The organism is Symbiopectobacterium purcellii (genome assembly GCF_052050035.1).
Classification (GTDB): Bacteria; Pseudomonadota; Gammaproteobacteria; order Enterobacterales; family Enterobacteriaceae; genus Symbiopectobacterium; species Symbiopectobacterium purcellii_A.
In genome coordinates, this window is the sequence record NZ_CP189882.1 from 2,973,917 (window position 1) to 2,994,185 (window position 20,269).

General features: G+C 49.7%; 9 protein-coding genes, 1 tRNA gene and 16 pseudogenes. 16 read left to right on the forward strand and 10 right to left on the reverse strand.

Going from position 1 to position 20,269, the window contains the following annotated elements:
- The first annotated feature begins 256 nt into the window (after positions 1 to 256).
- The 4 genes and pseudogenes from ACQGXV_RS20635 to ACQGXV_RS20650 all read left to right on the forward strand — a co-directional run.
- A pseudogene (locus ACQGXV_RS20635) lies at positions 257 to 1,325 on the forward strand (IS30 family transposase).
- A gap of 40 nt (positions 1,326 to 1,365) precedes the next feature.
- Positions 1,366 to 1,958: pseudogene (locus ACQGXV_RS20640) on the forward strand (IS5 family transposase); the annotation flags it as partial.
- Positions 1,959 to 2,017: 59 nt separating this feature from the next.
- Complete coding sequence (locus tag ACQGXV_RS20645; RefSeq protein ID WP_440862551.1) at positions 2,018 to 3,229, forward strand: IS256 family transposase; 1,212 nt, start codon at positions 2,018 to 2,020, stop codon at positions 3,227 to 3,229.
- Between the two features lie 31 nt (positions 3,230 to 3,260).
- Positions 3,261 to 3,398, forward strand: a pseudogene (locus tag ACQGXV_RS20650) (transposase); the annotation flags it as partial.
- A gap of 24 nt (positions 3,399 to 3,422) precedes the next feature.
- Here ACQGXV_RS20650 and ACQGXV_RS20655 read toward each other — a convergent pair.
- The 5 genes and pseudogenes from ACQGXV_RS20655 to ACQGXV_RS20675 all read right to left on the reverse strand — a co-directional run bounded on the left by ACQGXV_RS20655 (position 3,423) and on the right by ACQGXV_RS20675 (position 7,254).
- Positions 3,423 to 4,541 (reverse strand): annotated as a pseudogene (locus ACQGXV_RS20655) (IS5 family transposase).
- A 257-nt stretch (positions 4,542 to 4,798) separates the two neighbouring features.
- Positions 4,799 to 5,263: pseudogene (locus ACQGXV_RS20660) on the reverse strand (transposase); the annotation flags it as partial.
- Positions 5,264 to 5,461: 198 nt separating this feature from the next.
- Positions 5,462 to 6,208, reverse strand: a pseudogene (locus tag ACQGXV_RS20665) (IS256 family transposase); the annotation flags it as partial.
- Positions 6,209 to 6,558: 350 nt separating this feature from the next.
- Positions 6,559 to 6,780, reverse strand: coding sequence for a YadA-like family protein (locus ACQGXV_RS20670; RefSeq protein WP_440862961.1), 222 nt, complete (start codon positions 6,778 to 6,780; stop codon positions 6,559 to 6,561).
- 276 nt (positions 6,781 to 7,056) lie between these two features.
- Entirely contained in the window at positions 7,057 to 7,254 is a 198-nt protein-coding gene (locus tag ACQGXV_RS20675) for a hypothetical protein (RefSeq protein WP_440867536.1), read from the reverse strand.
- Positions 7,255 to 7,354: 100 nt separating this feature from the next.
- Here ACQGXV_RS20675 and ACQGXV_RS20680 point away from each other — a divergent pair.
- From ACQGXV_RS20680 to ACQGXV_RS20715, 8 genes and pseudogenes are all read left to right on the forward strand, one after another.
- A pseudogene (locus tag ACQGXV_RS20680) lies at positions 7,355 to 7,477 on the forward strand (IS5/IS1182 family transposase); the annotation flags it as partial.
- 390 nt (positions 7,478 to 7,867) lie between these two features.
- Positions 7,868 to 8,695, forward strand: a pseudogene (locus ACQGXV_RS20685) (IS5 family transposase); the annotation flags it as partial.
- A gap of 236 nt (positions 8,696 to 8,931) precedes the next feature.
- A pseudogene (locus ACQGXV_RS20690) lies at positions 8,932 to 9,345 on the forward strand (zinc-dependent peptidase); the annotation flags it as partial.
- Between the two features lie 108 nt (positions 9,346 to 9,453).
- A tRNA-Asn gene (locus ACQGXV_RS20695) sits at positions 9,454 to 9,529 on the forward strand.
- Between the two features lie 161 nt (positions 9,530 to 9,690).
- Positions 9,691 to 9,826, forward strand: a pseudogene (locus ACQGXV_RS20700) (Arm DNA-binding domain-containing protein); the annotation flags it as partial.
- 75 nt (positions 9,827 to 9,901) lie between these two features.
- The gene (locus tag ACQGXV_RS20705; protein ID WP_440862962.1) at positions 9,902 to 10,168 is read left to right on the forward strand and encodes a hypothetical protein; all 267 of its coding nucleotides are present in this window, start codon (positions 9,902 to 9,904) and stop codon (positions 10,166 to 10,168) included.
- Positions 10,152 to 11,466, forward strand: a pseudogene (locus tag ACQGXV_RS20710) (IS91 family transposase). Before ACQGXV_RS20705 ends, ACQGXV_RS20710 begins: the two are co-directional and overlap by 17 nt.
- Positions 11,467 to 12,189: 723 nt before the next feature.
- Positions 12,190 to 12,402 (forward strand): annotated as a pseudogene (locus ACQGXV_RS20715) (transposase); the annotation flags it as partial.
- Positions 12,403 to 12,456: 54 nt separating this feature from the next.
- Here ACQGXV_RS20715 and istB read toward each other — a convergent pair.
- A complete protein-coding gene (istB, locus tag ACQGXV_RS20720; RefSeq protein ID WP_440867537.1) occupies positions 12,457 to 13,257 on the reverse strand; it encodes an IS21-like element helper ATPase IstB in 801 nt (266 codons plus the stop codon).
- Positions 13,257 to 14,429, reverse strand: a complete 1,173-nt coding sequence (gene istA, locus ACQGXV_RS20725; RefSeq protein ID WP_440862963.1) for an IS21 family transposase — start codon at positions 14,427 to 14,429, stop codon at positions 13,257 to 13,259. The genes istB and istA overlap by 1 nt, the downstream gene beginning before the upstream one ends.
- A gap of 99 nt (positions 14,430 to 14,528) precedes the next feature.
- On the opposite strand from istA, the pseudogene ACQGXV_RS20730 reads away from it, so the two are divergent.
- The 3 genes and pseudogenes from ACQGXV_RS20730 to ACQGXV_RS20740 form a co-directional block, all read left to right on the forward strand.
- Positions 14,529 to 14,971 (forward strand): annotated as a pseudogene (locus ACQGXV_RS20730) (IS5 family transposase); the annotation flags it as partial.
- A 204-nt stretch (positions 14,972 to 15,175) separates the two neighbouring features.
- Positions 15,176 to 15,364: a transposase gene (locus ACQGXV_RS20735; RefSeq protein ID WP_440867538.1), complete on the forward strand. Its 189-nt coding sequence runs from the start codon at positions 15,176 to 15,178 to the stop codon at positions 15,362 to 15,364.
- Between the two features lie 180 nt (positions 15,365 to 15,544).
- Entirely contained in the window at positions 15,545 to 16,756 is a 1,212-nt protein-coding gene (locus ACQGXV_RS20740; protein ID WP_440862964.1) for an IS256 family transposase, read from the forward strand.
- A gap of 664 nt (positions 16,757 to 17,420) precedes the next feature.
- On the opposite strand, the pseudogene ACQGXV_RS20745 reads toward ACQGXV_RS20740, so the two are convergent.
- The 3 genes and pseudogenes from ACQGXV_RS20745 to ACQGXV_RS20755 form a co-directional block, all read right to left on the reverse strand.
- A pseudogene (locus ACQGXV_RS20745) lies at positions 17,421 to 17,564 on the reverse strand (IS5/IS1182 family transposase); the annotation flags it as partial.
- A 22-nt stretch (positions 17,565 to 17,586) separates the two neighbouring features.
- A protein-coding gene (locus ACQGXV_RS20750) for an IS3 family transposase (RefSeq protein ID WP_440862965.1) occupies positions 17,587 to 18,725 on the reverse strand; the annotation gives its coding sequence in 2 pieces (ribosomal slippage) (positions 17,587 to 18,488 and positions 18,488 to 18,725; 1,140 coding nt in all).
- Positions 18,726 to 18,892: 167 nt separating this feature from the next.
- Positions 18,893 to 19,030, reverse strand: a pseudogene (locus ACQGXV_RS20755) (IS66-like element accessory protein TnpA); the annotation flags it as partial.
- Between the two features lie 116 nt (positions 19,031 to 19,146).
- On the opposite strand from ACQGXV_RS20755, the pseudogene ACQGXV_RS20760 reads away from it, so the two are divergent.
- Positions 19,147 to 20,213: pseudogene (locus ACQGXV_RS20760) on the forward strand (LysR family transcriptional regulator).
- Positions 20,214 to 20,269 lie beyond the last annotated feature (56 nt).

Consider the following 20,269-nt stretch of genomic DNA (forward strand, 5'->3'; position numbering starts at 1 on the left):
AGCGGATGCAGCCCAGTTTCACCATTGCTAGGCTGTGTCCCTTAATTGCTTGAGCTATAGTATCCATCTGTTTCTAAGACACTTTGGATTATGGCTCGCTACGATCTTTCTGATGAAGCATGGGCAATCATTGAGCCCTTGTTACCAACCGTTTTGACATCTCCGCAGCCCCATTCCCAGTCGAAATGCAACAAAGTGACCCACTGGCCAGACCCGGATAAAATCACCGTTCTGGCCCTACTGGAGATCCCGTTGCATGCAGGGAAAACATCTGACTCACAAAGAGCGGTTCTACATCGAAAAACGGCGTGGTGATGGGGTTAACCAGGCCACCATCGCCCGGGAACTGGAGCTTCCTCGTTCTACCATCAGCAGGGAACTCAGACGCAATACCGACGCCGCTTTCAACGGGGTCTATTCCTGCAGAAGGGCCGAAACGTTGGCCAGAGGGCGGCGGCAGAAAACTCGGCCGGACAGCGTGATTAACCAGCTTGAACCGCACATTCAGGACTTTATCAGAACGGCGCTGTCTACCCACACCTCACCTGAGGTCATCAGTGGGCGCCTGGTCCTGGAATTTGGCCTGTCCGTCAGCAAGAACTCGCTCTATCGCTATATCCAGCAGGAGCGCCGGGCCGGCGGTGAGCTGTATCAGCAGCTCCCTCATCGGGGTAAACGGTATAACTATCAGACCGATGAGAACAAACGCGGTCCTATTCCCAACCGTGTTGGCATTGAGCAGCGGCCGGCCGTTGCTGACCTCAAGCAGGAACCCGGGCATTTCGAGATTGACACCATCTTTGGCAAAGATCAGAAATCATTCCTGCTGACGGTGGTCGATAAAGCCGTCAAGCTGATCATCATTCGCAAACTGCCCAACAAGCAAGCAGAGACAGTGGTAGCGGCCTTCAGGGACATCGTTGCCAATACCTTCTGCGAGTTTAAAACCCTGACTGCTGACAACGGTTCTGAATTTTCCCAGCACGGGGAAATTACAAAAGTCACGGGGGCACCGGTCTACTTTGCCCGGCCATATAGCCAAGCGACATTATTTTGATAACAGCCAGCTATGCTTCTTTGCCGCATATCAGGGCATAGGATGTAATCATTTTTAAGTCGGTTGGCTATATCATTCCTGGGAACGCGGGTTGAATGAGCATACCAACGGGCTGATACGGCGTTTTTACCCGAAGGGAACGGACTTCAATTATGTCACCCATCGCAAGGTTGCAGCACTCGAACACCTGCTCAATACGCGAGGCCGAAAATCGCTGGGTTATCGTTCTCCAAATGAGGTATTTTTAACGCACTTACAGGCGGCATAATGCCCTACCGTTTTGTTGCGTTTCGACTGGGAATGGGGCGCAGGCAGGCCGGCCATGGGCAGAACATCGCAAAATCCTCAACGGCATGTTCTGGATACTGTGTTCAGGTGCCCCATGGCGTGATTTACCTGAACGTTACGGCCCATGGAAAACCGTTTATAACCGTTTCAATAGATGGTCAAAGTCTGGAGTTATTAACATTATTTTTAATAAGTTACTTTCATTTCTTGATGCTCATGGACTTGTTGACTGGTCAGCCACTGCGCTGGATGGCAGCAATATCCGTGCGCTCAAATGTGCGGCTGGCGCTCAAAAAAACATCCCGATATTACCAACGATAACAGCCTGGGTCGCTCACGAGGTGGTTATGGCACCAAAATCCACATGGCGACTGAAGGAAGTGGCATCCCGCTAAATATCGTACTGAGTGCTGGGCAGGCTCACGAAAGCCTGTTCGCGTTACGACTCCTGGACGGCATTGGCGTGCAACGGCAGAACGGTAGCATGAAGCGTCGTGGTCATGCGGTACTGGCTGACAAAGCCTACTCTGGCAATGCACTCCGTAACAAGTTGAAAAGAAGAGGGATAAAAACGGTTATTCCCCGAAAATCAAATGAAAAACTGGCTTCAGAGAGACTGTAAAATAATCTGTGTAAATGGCATTTTGAGGAAAACCTTCAAAGGATAACAAAATGCCTATCAGCAACGAACTTATTGACCAACTGCTTCAAGATTGTCACTCCCCTCAGGATCTGCTGGGTGAATCAGGCCTACTCAAGGTGCTGACTAAAAGACTGGCGGAACGGGTTCTTGAAGCTGAGATGGAGATGCACCTTGGGTATGCTAAGCATGACCCGGCTGGTAATCATTCAGGCAACTCACGCAATGGCAAGACATCCAAGAGCGTACGTAGCCAAAATGGGGAGATCGAGCTCGATATTCCGCGCGACCGCAACAGTACCTTCGAGCCGACACTGATCGGTAAGCACGAAAAACAGCTTAACGGCTTCGATGACCGCATTATTTCTCTCTATTCCAGAGGGTTATCAACCCGTGATATTCAGGCACACTTTAAAGAAGTCTACGGGGTCGATGTTTCCGCTGGCTTCATTTCTCAAGTGACCAATGCTGTGATGGATGAAGTTAAGCGCTGGCAGCAACGGCCGCTGGATGCGCTTTATCCCATTGTTTACCTTGACTGTATTGTTGTCAAAAGCCAGGACGGCGGAGCCGTGGCCAACAAGTCTGTTTATCTGGCCCTCGGCGTCAACGGCCAGGGCGAAAAAGAGCTGCTGGGGCTATGGATAGCCAAAACTGAGGGGGCCAAGTTCTGGTTATCTGTGATGACAGAACTGAAAAATCGTGGGCTAAAGGACATCTTCGTCGCCTGCTGCGATGGCCTGAAAGGCTTTCCTGATGCCATTGAAGCTGTTTACCCGCATACGCGGGTACAGCTCTGCATTGTGCATCAGGTGCGGAACTCGCTGCGCTACGTCGGCTGGAAAGAGCGTAAGGCCGTTGCTGCTGACCTGCGCACCATCTATAGTTCCGCAACGCTAGAGGGCGCTGAAGAGGCCCTGGATGCCTTCGCGGCCAAATGGGATGAACAGTTCCCGACGATCAGCCCGTCGTGGAGAAATAATTGGGAACGTCTCATCGTCATTTTTGACTTTCCGCCGGAGATCCGCAAGGTTATCTACACCACCAACGCGATAGAGTCGTTAAATGCTTCATTGCGCAAGATAACGAAAACGCGACGAATATTTCCAACGGATGACTCGGTGATAAAATTACTCTATCTAGCCTTGCATAATATCTCTGCTAAATGGACCTTGCCAATCAGAGACTGGAAACCTGCTATGAGCCAATTCATGTTGATGTATGGAGAACGAATCTCCGGTTAAGCAATGGAGCCATTTACACAAAATTCTTTACAGACTCGCTTCAGATGGACGCTCACAACTTTATCGTGATGCTTATCGCCGTCGCAACGTTGTAGAAAGATGTTTTGGCCGTTTAAAGGAATATAGACGGATTGCCACACGTTATGAAAAAACGGCAAGAAACTATCTAGGCTGGCTCCAGCCGGAACACCTGTTATCCAATTCGCACGCTGTACGGCATACCCAACAGCGTCATCCGGTTCAGCGCTTTGACCATCGCCATCGCTTCACCCACCTGCGCATCATAGTCCCGCAGGCTAAGATGTCCCCCAGCAGGGTTTTGATTCGGAACATCGCCGTTTCTGCCACTGAACGCCGGTGATAGCCACTTTCTTTTTCCAGACCTCATTACTCCTCATTACTGCCACTCAGATGCTGATTCACCACGGCATAGTTACGCTCAGAATACCTATCAGGCCAGTATTGCGCCCAGCTTCGCGGCTGGATGAGGGGCCTGATTTTTTCCTCAGCAACGCATTTTGGCAGTAACGGGGCTTTGTTGAATAATTTAAGATACTGATTTATATAAGCATTATAAAATTTCAACGACTAATTTTTCCTCTCGGAATGCTTTTTATTGTGCTAACTATTTGATTTGTCGTTCTAACAAAATACATTCTCTGTAAATGCATTCTACCTAAAGAAGATGTAAATCAAACGGTTAAATTATTCAACAAAGCCCAGTAACGGACGTCATAAGCACCGTCTGCCGAGGCTTCTTTTATTTTCCGGTGGGTCGGGTTAATCAGGCCAGGAAGTGCCTGCGCATCCGTTGTACCGCTGAGCGATAAATCGGCACAGATAATCTCATGCGTTGCCCTGTCAGCCGCCAGATGAAGCTTGCGCCACACTCTGCGCCTGTCAGTCCCGTGCTGCCTGACCTTTCACCTAATACTTTCAGGCCCGTCACGTCTATGATGAGGTGTGAGATTTCACCCCGGGTCGGCGTTTTTATGCTGATGTTAACCTTTTTTGCTCGTCTGCTGACCAGCAAGTTGTCCGGGCAGCACAGCGGCAACGCCATGAGTTTAAAAATCGAGTCAAGGAAGCCCTGTGACGCCCGCAGGGACAGGTTAAACACGCGTTTCATCATCAGGACTGTGGTAACAGCCATATCGGTGTAGTAAAATGGCCGGCCACGACCTTCAGGCGAAGCACTGTCAGTCCATACAGCGATGGCCGACTCATCAGGCCAGACCATAAGGGAGTAGCGCTGTCTGAGTGATTTATTGTATGCAGGCCAGTTGGTGATTTTAAACGTTTGCTTTGCCATGGGAACCTGATGTTGAAACGCGTTTAGTGTTCAAATCAGCCAATCACCTAAAAGTTCGATTTATTCAACAAAGCCCGGTAGCTACACAATAAAGCCGAAAAGTTGATAAAATAATGAGGCGGAGTATTATATATAATGAAAATCAGAAACATTTTTCGTCTAGTTTTTATTGAAATAGTGTTACGCGAATTCAGATAATAAGTGCAACGCTCGGTCATGCGAGTCTGTAAAGAATTTCGTGTAAATGGCTCCATCGCTTAACCGGAAATCCGATCTCCATACATCAACATGAATTGGCTCATAGCCGGTTTCCAGTCTCTGATTGGTAGGGTCCATTTAGCCGAGATATTATGCAAGGCTAGATAGAATAATTTTAGCACCGAGTCATCCGTTGGAAATATTCGTCGCGTTTTCGTTATCTTGCGCAATGAAGCATTTAACGACTCTATCGCGTTGGTGGTGTAGATAACCTTGCGGATCTCCGGCGGAAAGTCAAAAATGACGATGAGACGTTCCCAATTATTTCTCCACGACGGGCTGATCGTCGGGAACTGCTCATCCCATTTGGCCGCGAAGGCATCCAGGGCCTCTCCAGCGCCCTCTAGCGTTGCGGAAATATAGATAGTGCGGAGGTCAGCAGCAACGGCTTTACGCTCTTTGCAGCCGACGTAGCGCAGCGAGTTCCGCACCTGATGCACGATGCAGAGCTGTACCCGCGTGGCTTTGTTGAATAATTTAACCGTTTGATTTACATCTTCTTTAGGTAGAATGCATGTACAGAGACTGTATTTTGTTAGAACGACAAATCAAGTAGTTAGCACAATAAAAAGCATTACGGCTGGAAAACTTAGTTGTTGAAGTGTTATAATAATTATGTAAATCAGCATGTTAAATTATTCAACAAAGCCTACCCGCGTATGCGGGTAAACAGCTTCAATGGCATCAGGAAAGCCCTTCAGGCCATCGCAGCAGGCGATGAAGATGTCCTGTAGCCCACGATTTTTCAGTTCTGTCATTACAGATAACCAGAACTTGGCCCCCTCGGTTTTGGCTATCCATAGCCCCAGCAGCTCTTTTTCGCCCTGGCCGTTGATGCCTAGAGCCAAGTAAACAGACTTGTTGGTCACGGCTCCGCCGTCCTGGCTTTTGACCACAATACAGTCAAGGTAAACAATGGGATAAAACGCATCCAGCGGCCGTTGCTGCCAGCGCTTAACGTCATCCATCATGGCATTGGTCACTTGAGAAATGAAGCCAGCGGAAACATCGACCCCGTAGACTTCTTTAAAGTGAGCCTGAATATCACGGGTTGATAGCCCTCTGGAATAGAGAGAAATAATGCGGTCATCGAAGCCGTTAAGCTGCTTTTCGTGCTTACCGATCAGTGTCGGCTCGAAGGTACTGTTGCGGTCGCGCGGAATATCGAGCTCGAGCGCCCCATTTTGGCTACGTACGCTCTTGGATGTCTTGCCATTGCGGGAGTTGCCTGAATTATTACCAGCCGGGTCATGCTTAGCATACCCAAGGTGTATCTCCATCTCAGCTTGAAGAACCCGTTCCGCCAGTCTTTTAGTCAGCTCCTTGAGTAGGCCTGATTCACCCAGAAGCTCCTGAGGGGAGTGGCAATCCTGAAGCAGTTGGTCAATAAGTTCGTTGCTGATAGGCATTTTTTGTCCTCTGAAGTTTTTCCTCAAAATGCCATTTACACAGATCTTTTTACAGTCTCGGTCATGCGTATTGAGGGGGGATTAGCTACCGATAAGCTATCCTGAAGCAGTTGGTCAATAAGTTCGTTGCTGATAGGCATTTTTTGTCCTCTGAAGTTTTTCCTCAAAATGCCATTTACACAGATCTTTTTACAGTCTCGGTCATGCGTATGGAGGGAGGATTAGCTACCGATAAGCAATCCTGAAGCAATTGTTCAATAAGCTCGTTGCTGATAGGTATTTTGTAGTCCTTTGAAGGTTTTGCTAAAAATGCCATTTATACAGATTATTTTACAGCCTCAATCCGCCAACTAACAACCTCCGCCAAAGCCGGCTCCAAAAACAGAGTTATGATATGAATCCAAAGATATGTTAACTCTTACAGCAATCCTTTCCGAGTATTTAAGCTGAAAACCAGAAGCTATAGCTTGCCCGTTACTGTAAGAAGCAGCTACAATGCCATAAGAAAAACGATAGTTATTTAAATATGGTATTGATGATATAGCGGTAACTCCAGCGATGCCTGAATTCAATCGCCTATTGGTTTTGTTTAACTCATGCTCTAATCTCTTAAAGTTTTTATTATTTTTTGAATTTATATTTATTAACTGATTATCCGTGTGCGTATTTGCAGAGGCTTTGTTGAATAATTTAACCGTTTGATTTACATCTTCTTTAGTTAGAATGCATTTACAGAGAATGTATTTTGTTAGAACGACAAATCAAATAGTTAGCACAATAAAAAGCATTCCGAGAGGAAAAATTAGTCGTTGAAATTTTATAATGCTTATATAAATCAGTATCTTAAATTATTCAACAAAGCCATTTGCAGACTTAAGTGTACTTGCTGCTGAATTGTCCGTATAAGTACTCGTAGACTCTAGTATGCCTGCTGCTGAATTATTCATATAAGTACTTGAAGAGTTTAGTATGCTTTTAACTGAATCATTTAGCTGACTAACATTAACTGCATCAGTGTCGCATACACCTTTAGCTACATCTGTTATCTGGCGTTCATTTCCATTACTACCGGCTTTGTTGAATAAATCGAACTTTCAGGGGATCGCCGGATCAAAGCACTATGATCGCTCCCGATAGCAGCTCCCCATGGCAAAGCAAAAGTTTAAAATCACCAACTGGCCCACCTACAACAAAGCACTCAGACAACGCGGCTCCCTGACGGTCTGGCTTGATGAGTCGGCCATCGCTGCATGGACTGACAGTTCTTCGCGGCTTTGTTGAATAATTTAAGATACTGATTTATATAAGCATTATAAAATTTCAACGAGGCTTTGTTGAATAATTTAACCGTTTGATTTACATCTTCTTTAGGTAGAATGCATGTACAGAGAATGTATTTTGTTAGAACGACAAATCAAATAGTTAGCACAATAAAAAGCATTACGGCTGAAAAACTTAGTTGTTGAAGTGTTATAATAATTATGTAAATCAACATATTAAATTATTCAACAAAGCCTTTCAACGACTAATTTTTCCTCTCGGAATGCTTTTTATTGTGCTAACTATTTGATTTGTCGTTCTAACAAAATACATTCTCTGTACATGCATTCTACCTAAAGAAGATGTAAATCAAACGGTTAAATTATTCAACCAAGCCGTTCTTCGCCTGAAGGTCGTGGTCGGCCGCTTTACTACACCGATATGGCTGTTACCACGGTTTTGATGATAAAGCGCGTGTTTAACCTGTCGCTCCGGGCATTACAGGGCTTTGTCGACTCGGTTTTTACACTGATGAGCCTGCCACTGCGCTGCCCGGACTACTCTCTGGTCAGTCGGCGGGCAAAAACCGTCAGTATCAGCATAAAAACGCCAACGCGTGGTGAAATCTCGCATCTGGTCATCGACAGTACCGGTCTGAAGGTCTTTGGCGAAGGTGAATGGAAAGTCAGGCAGCATGGGGCTGACAGACGAAGAGTGTGGCGCAAGCTTCATCTGGCAGCAGACAGTGCGACGCATGAGATTATCTGTGCCGACTTATCGCTCAGCGGAACGACAGATGCGCAGGCACTGCCGGGCCTGATTAACCAAACCCACCGAAAAATCAGGGAAGTGTCAGCAGACGGTGCTTATGACGCCCGTTACTGCCACGATGCGTTGCTAAGAAAGAAAATCAGGCCCCTTATCCCGCCGCGAAGCGGAGCCAAATACTGGCCGGACAAGTACCATGAACGTAACCATGCGGTGGCGAATCAGCGTCTGAGCGGGAGTAATGATATGTGGAAAAAGAAAGTGGGTTATCACCGGCGTTCAGTGGCAGAAACAGCGATGTTCCGCATAAAAACTTTGCTGGGTGGCCATCTGAGCCTGCGTGACTATGAGGCTCAAGTAGGTGAAGCCATAGCGAGGGTCAAAGCGCTGAACCGTATGACGTTGTTGGGTATGCCACACAGCGTCAGGATAGGATATAGCCAAGCGACATTATTTTGATAACAGCCAGCTATGCTTCTTTGCCGCATATCAGGGCATAGGATGTAATCATTTTTAAGTCGGTTGGCTATAACAGGTGTAGCAGAGGGAGTCATCCTGTCGGCTAATTCTGATTTATTCAACAAAGCCGGCCAACAAGAAACTGGGAGCGGCAGGACGAAGTGTGGCTAAATCCGGAACGGGAAAAACAGGCCGTATGAATCAACTGGGGCGACAACTACCTTGACACGCACCGCATATTGAACTGGCAAGAAGTGCAAGACAGTTTTGATTTATCAGGGTTCAATCTGGTTATTCATGAGGTCACGCACAAGCTGGATATCCGTAACGGCGGTGAAGCTACCGGTGTTCTACCGATTCCTTTACGCGATGTGGTGGAGTGGGAAACACAGTTACATGCAGCAATGGAAGCACTGCAAGATGAAATCGATCAAGTCGGAGTAGATGCCGCCAGCATGGATCCTTACGCAGCCCAAGATCCGACCGAGTGCTTCGCGGTGCTCTCTGAATATTTCTTTAGCGCACCAGAGCTTCTTTTCGAGCGTTTTCCTACGCTTTATGGCTGTTTTAGTCGCTTCTACCAGCAAGATCCACTGGCGCGATTAAAATCCTGGCAACAAGCTAACCAGCGGGCCCCCGTACTCTATTGATGAATAATCGACCTTAACTGTACACAGCCTAAGCAAACAGACAATACGGGCGAATTTACCGTTGACAGCCTGCCAGCCGACCGATAATATTCGCCCCGCTTACGCAATTCCTCTGTAGTTCAGTCGGTAGAACGGCGGACTGTTAATCCGTATGTCACTGGTTCGAGTCCAGTCAGAGGAGCCAAATTCTAAAAAGCAGACGCCTTCGGGCATCTGCTTTTTGCTTTTGGATTCAATGAAATATTGCAAGAATTCTTTCGCGACACGTGGTTTTTTTCCTCCGTATCGGGTGAATGTGGTGGTCAGATATGGGGTCTTTCCGGTTCGATAATGAAATCCCCCCAAATGGCTCTTTACGATCTCACAATCCGCAACGTGAAAGCATCCGCGACACCTTTCAACGTCTCCGATTCCCACGCTCTCTATTTACTTGTCAATCCCAACGGTTCTCGCAATTGGTATCTAAAATATCGCATGAACGAAGCAGCCTGGCGGCTGCAAATCGAAGTGTGGCAGAATAGCGATATTCTGAAACCCGCCAGCCGAAGGTTATCCCGTGTCACATTCCCCTGAGCATCAGCGCGTTCATACAAAAATGGTTAAGCAGATTTTCAAAACGGTGGCCCGACAGGGCAACCTCCCTTACCAGCAATTCCGCCTTTTCGTTGACAACGATCCTGACTGCACAGAGTGGTTCTGGACCACCTTCTACAGTGAATTCCCTGATTCTCCGTACCACTACGTTGCCTTCTGCCATACCTGTCGCCGGTTTGACCTGTACGAAACCGAAGCGGAGATGCTCTCCGATGACCCGCACGGATGATACCGGCATACAGCCCCGCCCCATGAAGGCGCTGTTTCAGCGCAACAGGGCATGGGCTGACATCATGGAGGCATACCCGCTCCGGCCTGTAGAGATTGAGGTTGTCACAAAGATGCTGGCCTGCGGCACCCCACTGACGGGCAGCCGGGAATTTCGCTGCAGCAACCCCGACTGCACTCACCACCGTTACATCCATCAGAGCTGCCACGGACGCGGATGTCCGACCTGCGGCAAAAAGGCCACCGACCTGTGGATTGCCACCATGATGGCCCGCCTGCCGGATACGCCGTGCCAGCACGGCACATTCACGATGCCGGATACCCTGTGGCCATTGTTTGAAGCCAACCGCTGGCTGCTGAATGGCCTCTTTGCGCTGGCGGCGGACAACCTGCTGTACGCTGCGGAGCAGCGGGGCCTGACCACCGGTATTTTCGGCGCTCTTCACACGTATGGTCGCCAGCTTAACTGGAACTGCCATATTCACCTGTCGTGGACCACCGGCGGCATAAATGAGCACGGTGCCTGGAAAAAACTGTCGTTTGCCCTGCCGAAGGTCAGGGCGCGCTGGGTATGGAATGTACGCCAGTATCTGCTGTCTGCATGGGAGTCTCTTGTTCTGCCGCCGCAGCTGGCTCACATCCGGGATTATGATGAATGGAAGCGCTTTATCCTCAGCCAGGGGAAAAATGAGCAGGGAGAGATTTACTGGCACGTGTATTTTGCGAAGCCGACGAAACATCACCGGCAGACAGCAAAGTATAGCTAAGCGACATTATTTTGATAACAGCCAGCTATGCTTCTTTGCCACATATCAGGGCATCGGCTGTAATCATTTTTAAGTCGGTTGGCTATACCTGGGCCGGTACCTGAAAAAACTGCCTGTGTCGGGTGCGCGACAGGCACACTACGACGGTGGAAGCCGCATCACCCTGCGTTTTCTGGATCACCGGACGGGGAGGCATGAAGACCTGGCGCTCAGTCAGCGTGAGCTGATACTGCGGCTGATAAAGCATATACCGGAGAAGCATTTCCGGATGGTGCGTTACTTTGGTTTTCTGGCTAACCGCGTAGTGGGAAAACTGTTGCCTCTGGTGAGAAAAGCCCTGGGGCAGGATAATGTGAAAAAAGCAGCGCCAGTGACATACACAACGCTGAGTCAGGGATTACAGAATACAGACCCGTTTGCCTGCCTGCTGTGCGGGGCAAAAATGGCGTTCAGCCGGGCGCTGCCGGCAACGGCCCTGGAGAAGCGAATCGCGAACGCCGGGGAGATAGCGCGAATGCGTTACGTTGGATAATGCGGGGAAACTCTGCCTGGAATTCGGCGATGTAATCAAAAAACGCGCAATGTGTTCAAAAATCACCCAAACACAGAGGCATTCACGATAAAAAAGCCGGTTTTCATCGTTGCCAGCCGCCGAAATCAGGGGCTCCAAAAAGTTTGAAATTCCTAGGCGTCAAGGGTAAAGCATCCCGTCTCAGCCTCGGAGCCTATCCGCGGATCACCTTTGCCTAAAATGAGGTATACGAATGCACGCCTAAGATCTTGTGCCATGGGTTGACGGCTATCTGTCTGCTTATCCCTGACCTCACAGATATGCAAGCGTGTGCGCAAGCATTAACCAAAACGTTCCAAAGACAGCGTCTTTGCAAAATGCAAACAGTGCAGGGTTAATGGAAACGAGATTTGAGTCCTCACGCCGAGGAGCCGGAACCAATGAAATAGCGCATTCTCACGGCAGATGACGTCAACCTGCTCTGACGTAGCGGTGGAAATGAGGTTCCTGACGGATGCTCACACACTAAGCAGACCGCTGTCGCACTTACAGAACACGCAAAGCAAGGCGCGGACGTTAAATTGCTGGAATCTTTCTGGAGAGTAATAATCAGGTATCCCCAAGGGAACTCTACATTGGCCTGACGCTTTCCTCCCAATAACGGTTTGGCGTACAGCAATAATAGGCTGTGTCCCTTAATTGCTTGAGCTATAGTATCCATCTGTTTCTAAGACACTTTGGATTATGGCTCGCTACGATCTTTCTGATGAAGCATGGGCAATCATTGAGCCCTTGTTACCAACCGTTTTGACATCTCCGCAGGCATGCCGGCCATGGGCAGAACATCGCAAAATCGTCAACGGCATGTTCTGGATACTGTGTTCAGGTGCCCCATGGCGTGATTTAACTGAACGTTACGGCCCATGTAAAACCGTTTATAACCATTTCAATAGATGGTGTCAACGCCACGATCTTTGACCGTTTTTCACCATTTTTAATGTCCGCTATTCATCAACCAGGTTGACCGCTTTTCTCCAGCGATGCCTCGTTGTTTTCTGGCGCACGATTCTTGCTCAGTACGCCTGCCTTACGTTTCTCTCTTAGCCGGTAGCTCTCCCCCTTGATATTCAGCGTCGTTGAGTGATGCAGCAACCTGTCCAGGATCGCCGTTGCCAGCACGTTGTCGCCGAACATCTCTCCCCAGTCCGCGAACCCCTTGTTCGACGTCAGGATGATGCTGGTCTTCTCGCAACGCCGATTCAGCAGCCTGAAGAACAGGCTTGCCTCCTCACGGTTCATCGGCAGGTAGCCGATTTCATCGAGGATCAGCACGCGCGCATAACTCAGCTGCTGCAGCTGGCGCTCCAGACGGTTTTCCTGTCGCGCCTTCATCAGCGTCGCTATCAGCCTGTCCAGCGGCATGAACAGCACCCGATGCCCTGCATCCGCCGCTTTCACGCCCAGCGCCACCGCCAGATGCGTTTTGCCCACGCCCGGTGGACCCAGCAGGATCACGTTTTCGCTTCGTTCTACGAACGCCAGGCCGGCAAGCTCTCTCACCACCTTAAGGTCGATGCCCGGCTGGAAGCTGAAGTCGAACTGCTCCAGCGTTTTCACCCAGGTGAGCCGGGCTTGCTTCAGCCGGGACTCCATACCGCGTTGATGGCGCCCGCTCCATTCCTGTTGCAGCGCTCGGCACAGGAACTCGCGGTAGTTGAGTTCTTTCTTCGCCGCCTGCTCCAGCAAGCTTTCTACCTGGTACCCCAGATGCTCCATTTTCAGACGGCCCAGCAGCGTCTCCAGTTCATGCATCACAGCAGCTCCTCATAAGCACTCAGCGGACGGTGTTCTACCATGCTCACCTGTTGCCACAGCGGTGCATGGTGCTCCGGAACGGTCTGCCACCCGGTACCGCGGTTGTTCAGGCGATGGGTGGCCACAAGCTGCTCATTGCCGTAGATCCTCAGCTCATCATCCAGCGTGATCCGGATTGAGACCGGGCGGCCACACCAGGCCTCCGGCACGGAGTAACGATTACCCCGCACCTCGATATAGCCGTCCCAGGCCACATGACGGATGTCGAAGTAGCTGGTATCGAAGTCCGTTGCCGGCAACGCCTGCAGGTGCCCTTTTTCTTCCTCGAAGCGGGTCGCCGGCGTTTGCCGGAACTGGCGCAGCTCGCGCTGGTCCGCGACCTCGGCAAGCCACTGCTCCAGCAACTGGTTAACGTGCGCGAAGCTGTCGAACTGCGTGTAACGGACAAAGAAGTTGTATTTGAGGTAGTCGACCATGCGTTCAACCTTGCCCTTGGTTCGCGCGCGACGGGGGCGACACGCCCGGGGCTGGAAGTCATAGTGCTGCGCCAGTTGCAGGAAGCCTGCGTTGAACACCACATTGCCGTTGTGATTTTTCAGCACGGCCGCTTTCTGATTATCGACCAGCAAGGTTTTCACGCCGCCACCGAAGTAACGGAAGGCCCGCACCAGGGACTCATAGGTGTGCTCCGCATCCTGGCTCGGTGCCGCAAAGACGTGGAGGCGACGCGAGTAACCCAGCGTGTTCACGGCGAAGTTGATTTTGCAGCGTTCACCAGACACCTCCGCCTCGATTTCTCCCCAGTCATGCTGTAACTGGTAACCTGGCTGGGTTTCGAAGCGCACGGTCTTTTTACCCGGCCGCATTTTACGTTTGGGCTGGATGTAAGCCCGAAGCGTGGAGCGTCCGCCGGGATAGCCCATCTTTCTGATTTCATGGAATATCACTTCGGCGTTCCAGACGTTTTCGGTCAGACGCATATCGATGTACTCCATGAAAGGGCGGAGTTTTTCCATTCGCAGCCGGGCCTTACGCGCCGGCGGAGATGGATAACGCAGATACCGGCTGAAGGTGCGCTCGGAACAACCGATTTGGGTGGCAATATCGACAATGTAAGCCCCCTGATGGCGCATTTGCTTTATCATGAAAAAGTCCTCTCTGCTCAGCATGTTGATATCCTTTTCGGTGTAGGAACCATCAGGAAACAACATGTTGGGTGGAACGGACAAATCAAATGGTGAATTAGGGACTTATATCACTGGCGCTGACAATGGTCAAAGTCTGGAGTTATTAACATTATTTTTAATAGGTTACTTTCATTTCTTGATGCTCATGGACTTGTTGACTGGTCAGCCATTGCGCTGGATGGCAGCAATATCCGTGCGCTCAAATGTGCGGCTGGCGCTCAAAAAAACATCCCGATATTACCAACGATAACAGCCTGGGTCGCTCACGAGGTGGTTATGGCACCAAAATCCACATGGCGACTGACGGAAGCGGCATCCCGCTAAATATCGTACTGAGTGCTGGGCAGGCTCACGAAAGCCTGTTCGCGTTACGACTCCTGGACGGCATTGGCGTGCAACGGCAGAACGGTAGCATGAAGCGTCGTGGTCATGCGGTACTGGCTGACAAAGCCTACTCTGGCAATGCACTCCGTAACAAGTTGAAAAGAAGAGGGATAAAAACGGTTATTCCGGCTTTGTTGAATAATTTAAGATACTGATTTATATAAGCATTATAAAATTTCAACGACTAATTTTTCCTCTCGGAATGCTTTTTATTGTGCTAACTATTTGATTTGTCGTTCTAACAAAATACATTCTCTGTAAATGCATTCTAACTAAAGAAGATGTAAATCAAACGGTTAAATTATTCAACAAAGCCGGTTATTCCCCGAAAATCAAATGAAAAACTGGCTTCAGATGGACGCTCACAACTTTATCGTGATGCTTATCGCCGTCGCAACGTTGTAGAAAGATGTTTTGGCCGTTTAAAGGAATATAGACGGATTGCCACACGTTATGAAAAAACGGCAAGAAACTATCTAGCAATGGTGAAACTGGGCTGCATCCGCTTGTTTTACGCCCGGTTACGTAATTAAGGGACACAGCCTAGTTTATGTATCTTTTCTCGATTAGCATAGGGCACACACCTCGATATGAGTGTTCAAGAAATAGAAATTGACGAAGGCAATAAAAGGGAGGCGTGATGTTTACCCCGGAGAGAGTGTAAAAAGATCTGTGTAAATGGCATTTTGAGGAAAAACTTCAGAGGACAAAAAATGCCTATCAGCAACGAACTTATTGACCAACTGCTTCAGGATTGCCACTCCCCTCAGGAGCTTCTGGGTGAATCAGGCCTACTCAAGGAGCTGACTAAAAGACTGGCGGAACGGGTTCTTCAAGCTGAGATGGAGATACACCTTGGGTATGCTAAGCATGACCCGGCTGGTAATAATTCAGGCAACTCCCGCAATGGCAAGACATCCAAGAGCGTACGTAGCCAAAATGGGGCGCTCGAGCTCGATATTCCGCGCGACCGCAACAGTACCTTCGAGCCGACACTGATCGGTAAGCACGAAAAGCAGCTTAACGGCTTCGATGACCGCATTATTTCTCTCTATTCCAGAGGGCTATCAACCCGTGATATTCAGGCTCACTTTAAAGAAGTCTACGGGGTCGATGTTTCCGCTGGCTTCATTTCTCAAGTGACCAATGCCGTGATGGATGACGTTAAGCGCTGGCAGCAACGGCCGCTGGATGCGTTTTATCCCATTGTTTACCTTGACTGTATTGTGGTCAAAAGCCAGGACGGCGGAGCCGTGACCAACAAGTCTGTTTACTTGGCTCTAGGCATCAACGGCCAGGGCGAAAAAGAGCTGCTGGGGCTATGGATAGCCAAAACCGAGGGGGCCAAGTTCTGGTTATCTGTAATGACAGAACTGAAAAATCGTGGGCTACAGGACATCTTCATCGCCTGCTGCGATGGCCTGAAGGGCTTTCCTGATGCCATTGAAGCTGTTTACCCGCATACGCGGGTACAGCTCTGCATCGTGCATCAGGTGCGGAACTCGCTGCGCTACGTCGGCTGGAAAGAGCGTAAAGCCGTTGCTGCTGACCTCCGCACTATCTATAGTTCCGCAACGCTAGAGGGCGCTGAAGAGGCCCTTGATGCCTTCGCGGCCAAATGGGATGAGCAGTTCCCGACGATCAGCCCATCGTGGAGAAATAATTGGGAACGTCTCATCGTCATTTTTGATTTTCCGCCGGAGATTCGCAAGGTTATCTACACCACCAACGCGATAGAGTCGTTAAATGCTTCATTGCGCAAGATAACGAAAACGCGACGAATATTTCCAACGGATGACTCGGTGCTAAAATTATTCTATCTAGCCTTGCATAATATCTCGGCTAAATGGACCCTACCAATCAGAGACTGGAAACCGGCTATGAGCCAATTCATGTTGATGTATGGAGATCGGATTTCCGGTTAAGCGATGGAGCCATTTACACGAAATTCTTTACAGACTCACCCCGGAATTTATAAATGAAGAACGCGGAGAGTTTCTCCTTATATCCAACCACAGCCTAGCATCTGCGGAGTCTATACAATTCAGTATTGCCTATAATATTGCCAGAATATCCTACGGGAAATCCCAACTTCCACCGCATATTCGAACCTGTAGGGTCGTCTATGACACCAGAGGGCAATCAATCCCTGACGCAGTGCTGACCCAGGTCAACAAAGCGCTTGAGCAGGTAGCCATTGTGGAGTTTAAACGCTGATGGGAATCCAGTTAATTATAAAAGCAGATCGTAAAAAGATAGAAAAAGTTTTGGGGTCACTGGCGTCAGAATGTGAGATTTTTACGGTTGCAGAAGGCCTTTTTGGGATTTCAATTCCGTAGCGAAGTCTCTTATCCGGGGGGGAAGATGTCGTTCTACACAAACTTGAACAACTAAAGCGTTTTGACCTCTGGCAGGGATCATGGCAAGAATCCAAGCGACGTTGGTTCTGGTGAGGTTCCGCTCTGAGCGAGAAGCAGATATTTTAGATTCAACTATTTTCTTAGCTTCCTGGGCAGTAATAATTACCCTGTAGAATAGTTTTTATTACCCAATGACTGTTCCGGAGGCATCGATCGTATGAGTAAGAGCTTATCCCAATAGGATTTTATTCCAGACAATGATGCCGCAGGTAAAATGCAGCATCGCCTCATAATTTTCGACTTTCTTCTCCCAGCGAGTCAGAACCCGACGAAAGCGATTCATCCAGCTGTGCGTTCTCTCCACTACCCAGCGATGAGTGCACTGGTCAAGTAAATCAGGACACTTTTTTCTCAGCCATTTGTTCATAACGCACCGGAGACAGATCCCCGTTAGCGGCATGATGCCTGTCTAGGTTGTAGTAGCGGATATACGTCGCCACATCATGCTCCATGTAAGCCCGTGTTGGCTGGGGTACCAGCAGCAACCATTCATGTTTCAGACTGCCCCAGAAGCGCTCCATCACCGCATTATCCCAGCAGGCACCCACGTCTCCCATACTGCTCCTCAGCCTGTAGCTGCTCAGCAGCGCCTGAAAGCGTTGTCCCGTGTACTGCGCCCCCCTGTCCGTATGCACCACCAGGCCCGGCGGGGGAGTTCGCAGGTTATATGCCTTCATCAGGGCCCCGCAGACCAGCGATGAGGTCATCCGTCTGTCCACCTGCCAGCCCACTATCAGCCGGGAGTACAAATCCATAATAGCCGCCAGATACAGCCAGCCTTCACCGGTCTTCAGATACGTGATGTCACTCGCCCACACCTGATTTGGCCCCGGCGGGTTAAAATTCTGGTTCAGCAGGTTTGGGGCCACCTCTGCAACCGGGTGGGGTTTTGTCGTGACCTTATAAGTCCGGCGCTGTCGGCAGACCAGCCCCTCTTCCTGCATGAGTTTCCTCACCCGCCAGCGGCTGATTATGATGCCTTCTCCACGAAGCCTTTTGACCAGCGTCCGGCTTCCTGCTCCCTGCCTGCTGGCGGCGAACAGCGCCTTTAACCTGACCCGGACCTCCACGTCTTTTTGCAGCGGTTCGGCGGGCTTTTTTCGCCATGCATACCAGGCAGAGGCCGTCACACGCATGACCCGACAGAGTGTACGAACGCTGAAGTCAGTGGCATTGTCGAGAATGAACCGGTCTCTCACGACATATGTTTCGCGAAGAAGGCACTCGCCTTTTTTAGTATCTCCTTCTCTGTACGTAACTCTTTGTTTTCCTTTTGTAACCGTTTTAACTCTGCACATTCATCATCGCTGAGTACGCCGTTGCTCTGCTCGCGTGCCAGCGAGACCCATGTATGCAGGGTTTTGTTGCTTATGCCCAGCGATGCTACTGCCCTGGCTATCGTATAGCCCTGCTCTGTTACCAGGGCAACGGCTTCCTTTTTAAACTCAGGGGTAAATTGTCGTTTATGGTTCACTAAACACCTCCGTTTTGGATGTAAGTTTAGTGTCCTGATTATTCAACCACTACAGCCGCCTGCGGGGTGCGGGTGTCTCAGCCGGCTCCGGTGCTGCGGGCAGAACGGCGGCTTTACGTGATGCCGGCCGGTAAAGACGCTTCTCCAGACTCCGGGCGCTGATCCTGGCCGGCCTTACTGAAGCGAGCGAACAGCTCACATACGTTGGTTTTGGGAATGCCGAGCCGTCTGCCTGCCTCAATACGCGGCAGCTTTTCATCAAAATGGAGGCGGAGTGCTTCAAGGATCCATGTCCGGTGTTTCATAGGATAGTGTCCATTAAAAAATGATGGACACTATTTTCCCGGAACGGACGGTCACAGGACAGACGGTTCAGATGAGACGCTTACGTTAAATACTAAAATAGATAAGTGAAAATCGTATGGCCAATGCAAATCGATCGGTACTCAATATTGATCTCGATCTACTCAGAACGTTTGAAGCGGTAGCGGATTTGAACACTTTCGCTGCCGCCGCCGTGGCGGTTTGCCGCACGCAATCTGCGGTGAGCCAACAAATGCAACGACTGGAGCAACTGGTGGGGAAAGAGCTGTTCGCCCGCCACGGTCGAAACAAATTGCTGACGGAACACGGCGTGCAGTTTCTGGGTTATGCCCGCAAGATCCTGCAATTTAACGATGAAGCCTGCACCTCGCTGATGTACAGCGACATGCTTGGCACGCTGGCGATCGGCGCGTGTGAAGATACGGCAGATAACATTTTGCCTACGCTTTTGCATCGCGTGACCACGCTGTTTCCCAAACTGACCATTGACGTTAGCGTAAAGCCTAGCCCAGAACTGCACAGTATGCTGGAAAAAAAAGCGATTGATTTGGCTATTACCACCATGTCGAGCGATAGCGCTGAGCAAATTTTGCTGCGCACCTCACCGACCATGTGGTATTGCGCAGCGGATTATCGCTTTCGTCAGGACGAACCCGTGTCGCTGGTGTTATAGCCAACCGACTTAAAAATGATTACATCCTATGCCCTGATATGCGGCAAAGAAGCATAGCTGGCTGTTATCAAAATAATGTCGCTTGGCTATACTGGATGAACCCAGCAATTTCCGCGCATTGGCGATCACCTTGCTCAATGAGGCGGGCATCCCCTGCCCCATTCCCTGGCGTATTGCCTATGTCGCGTCAACGCTTCCGGCAGTGCGTGCTGCGGTGAAGGCTGGCCTGGGCGTGACGGTGCGAACAGGTTGAGATGATGAACCCGGAACTGAGGGTATTGGGAACGGCAGACGGTTTACCTGTGCTCCCCGATACGCAATATTTTTTGTGCAAACGCCTGCAAGAAAGCAACACGTTGGCCGATGCCATTTTCAATGTGGTAGCGTCCGGCCACTACTATCGTGGCGCGTTGCTCTCTGGTGCCTCAGCCAGTGACGATAACAACACCAGTGAGGGGGATGCGGCGCTGAAAAACGCCCTGTTTATGTAAATCAGAACTTTGCACACGTTCATACGGGTATGGCGTATAGCTAAACGACTTAATTT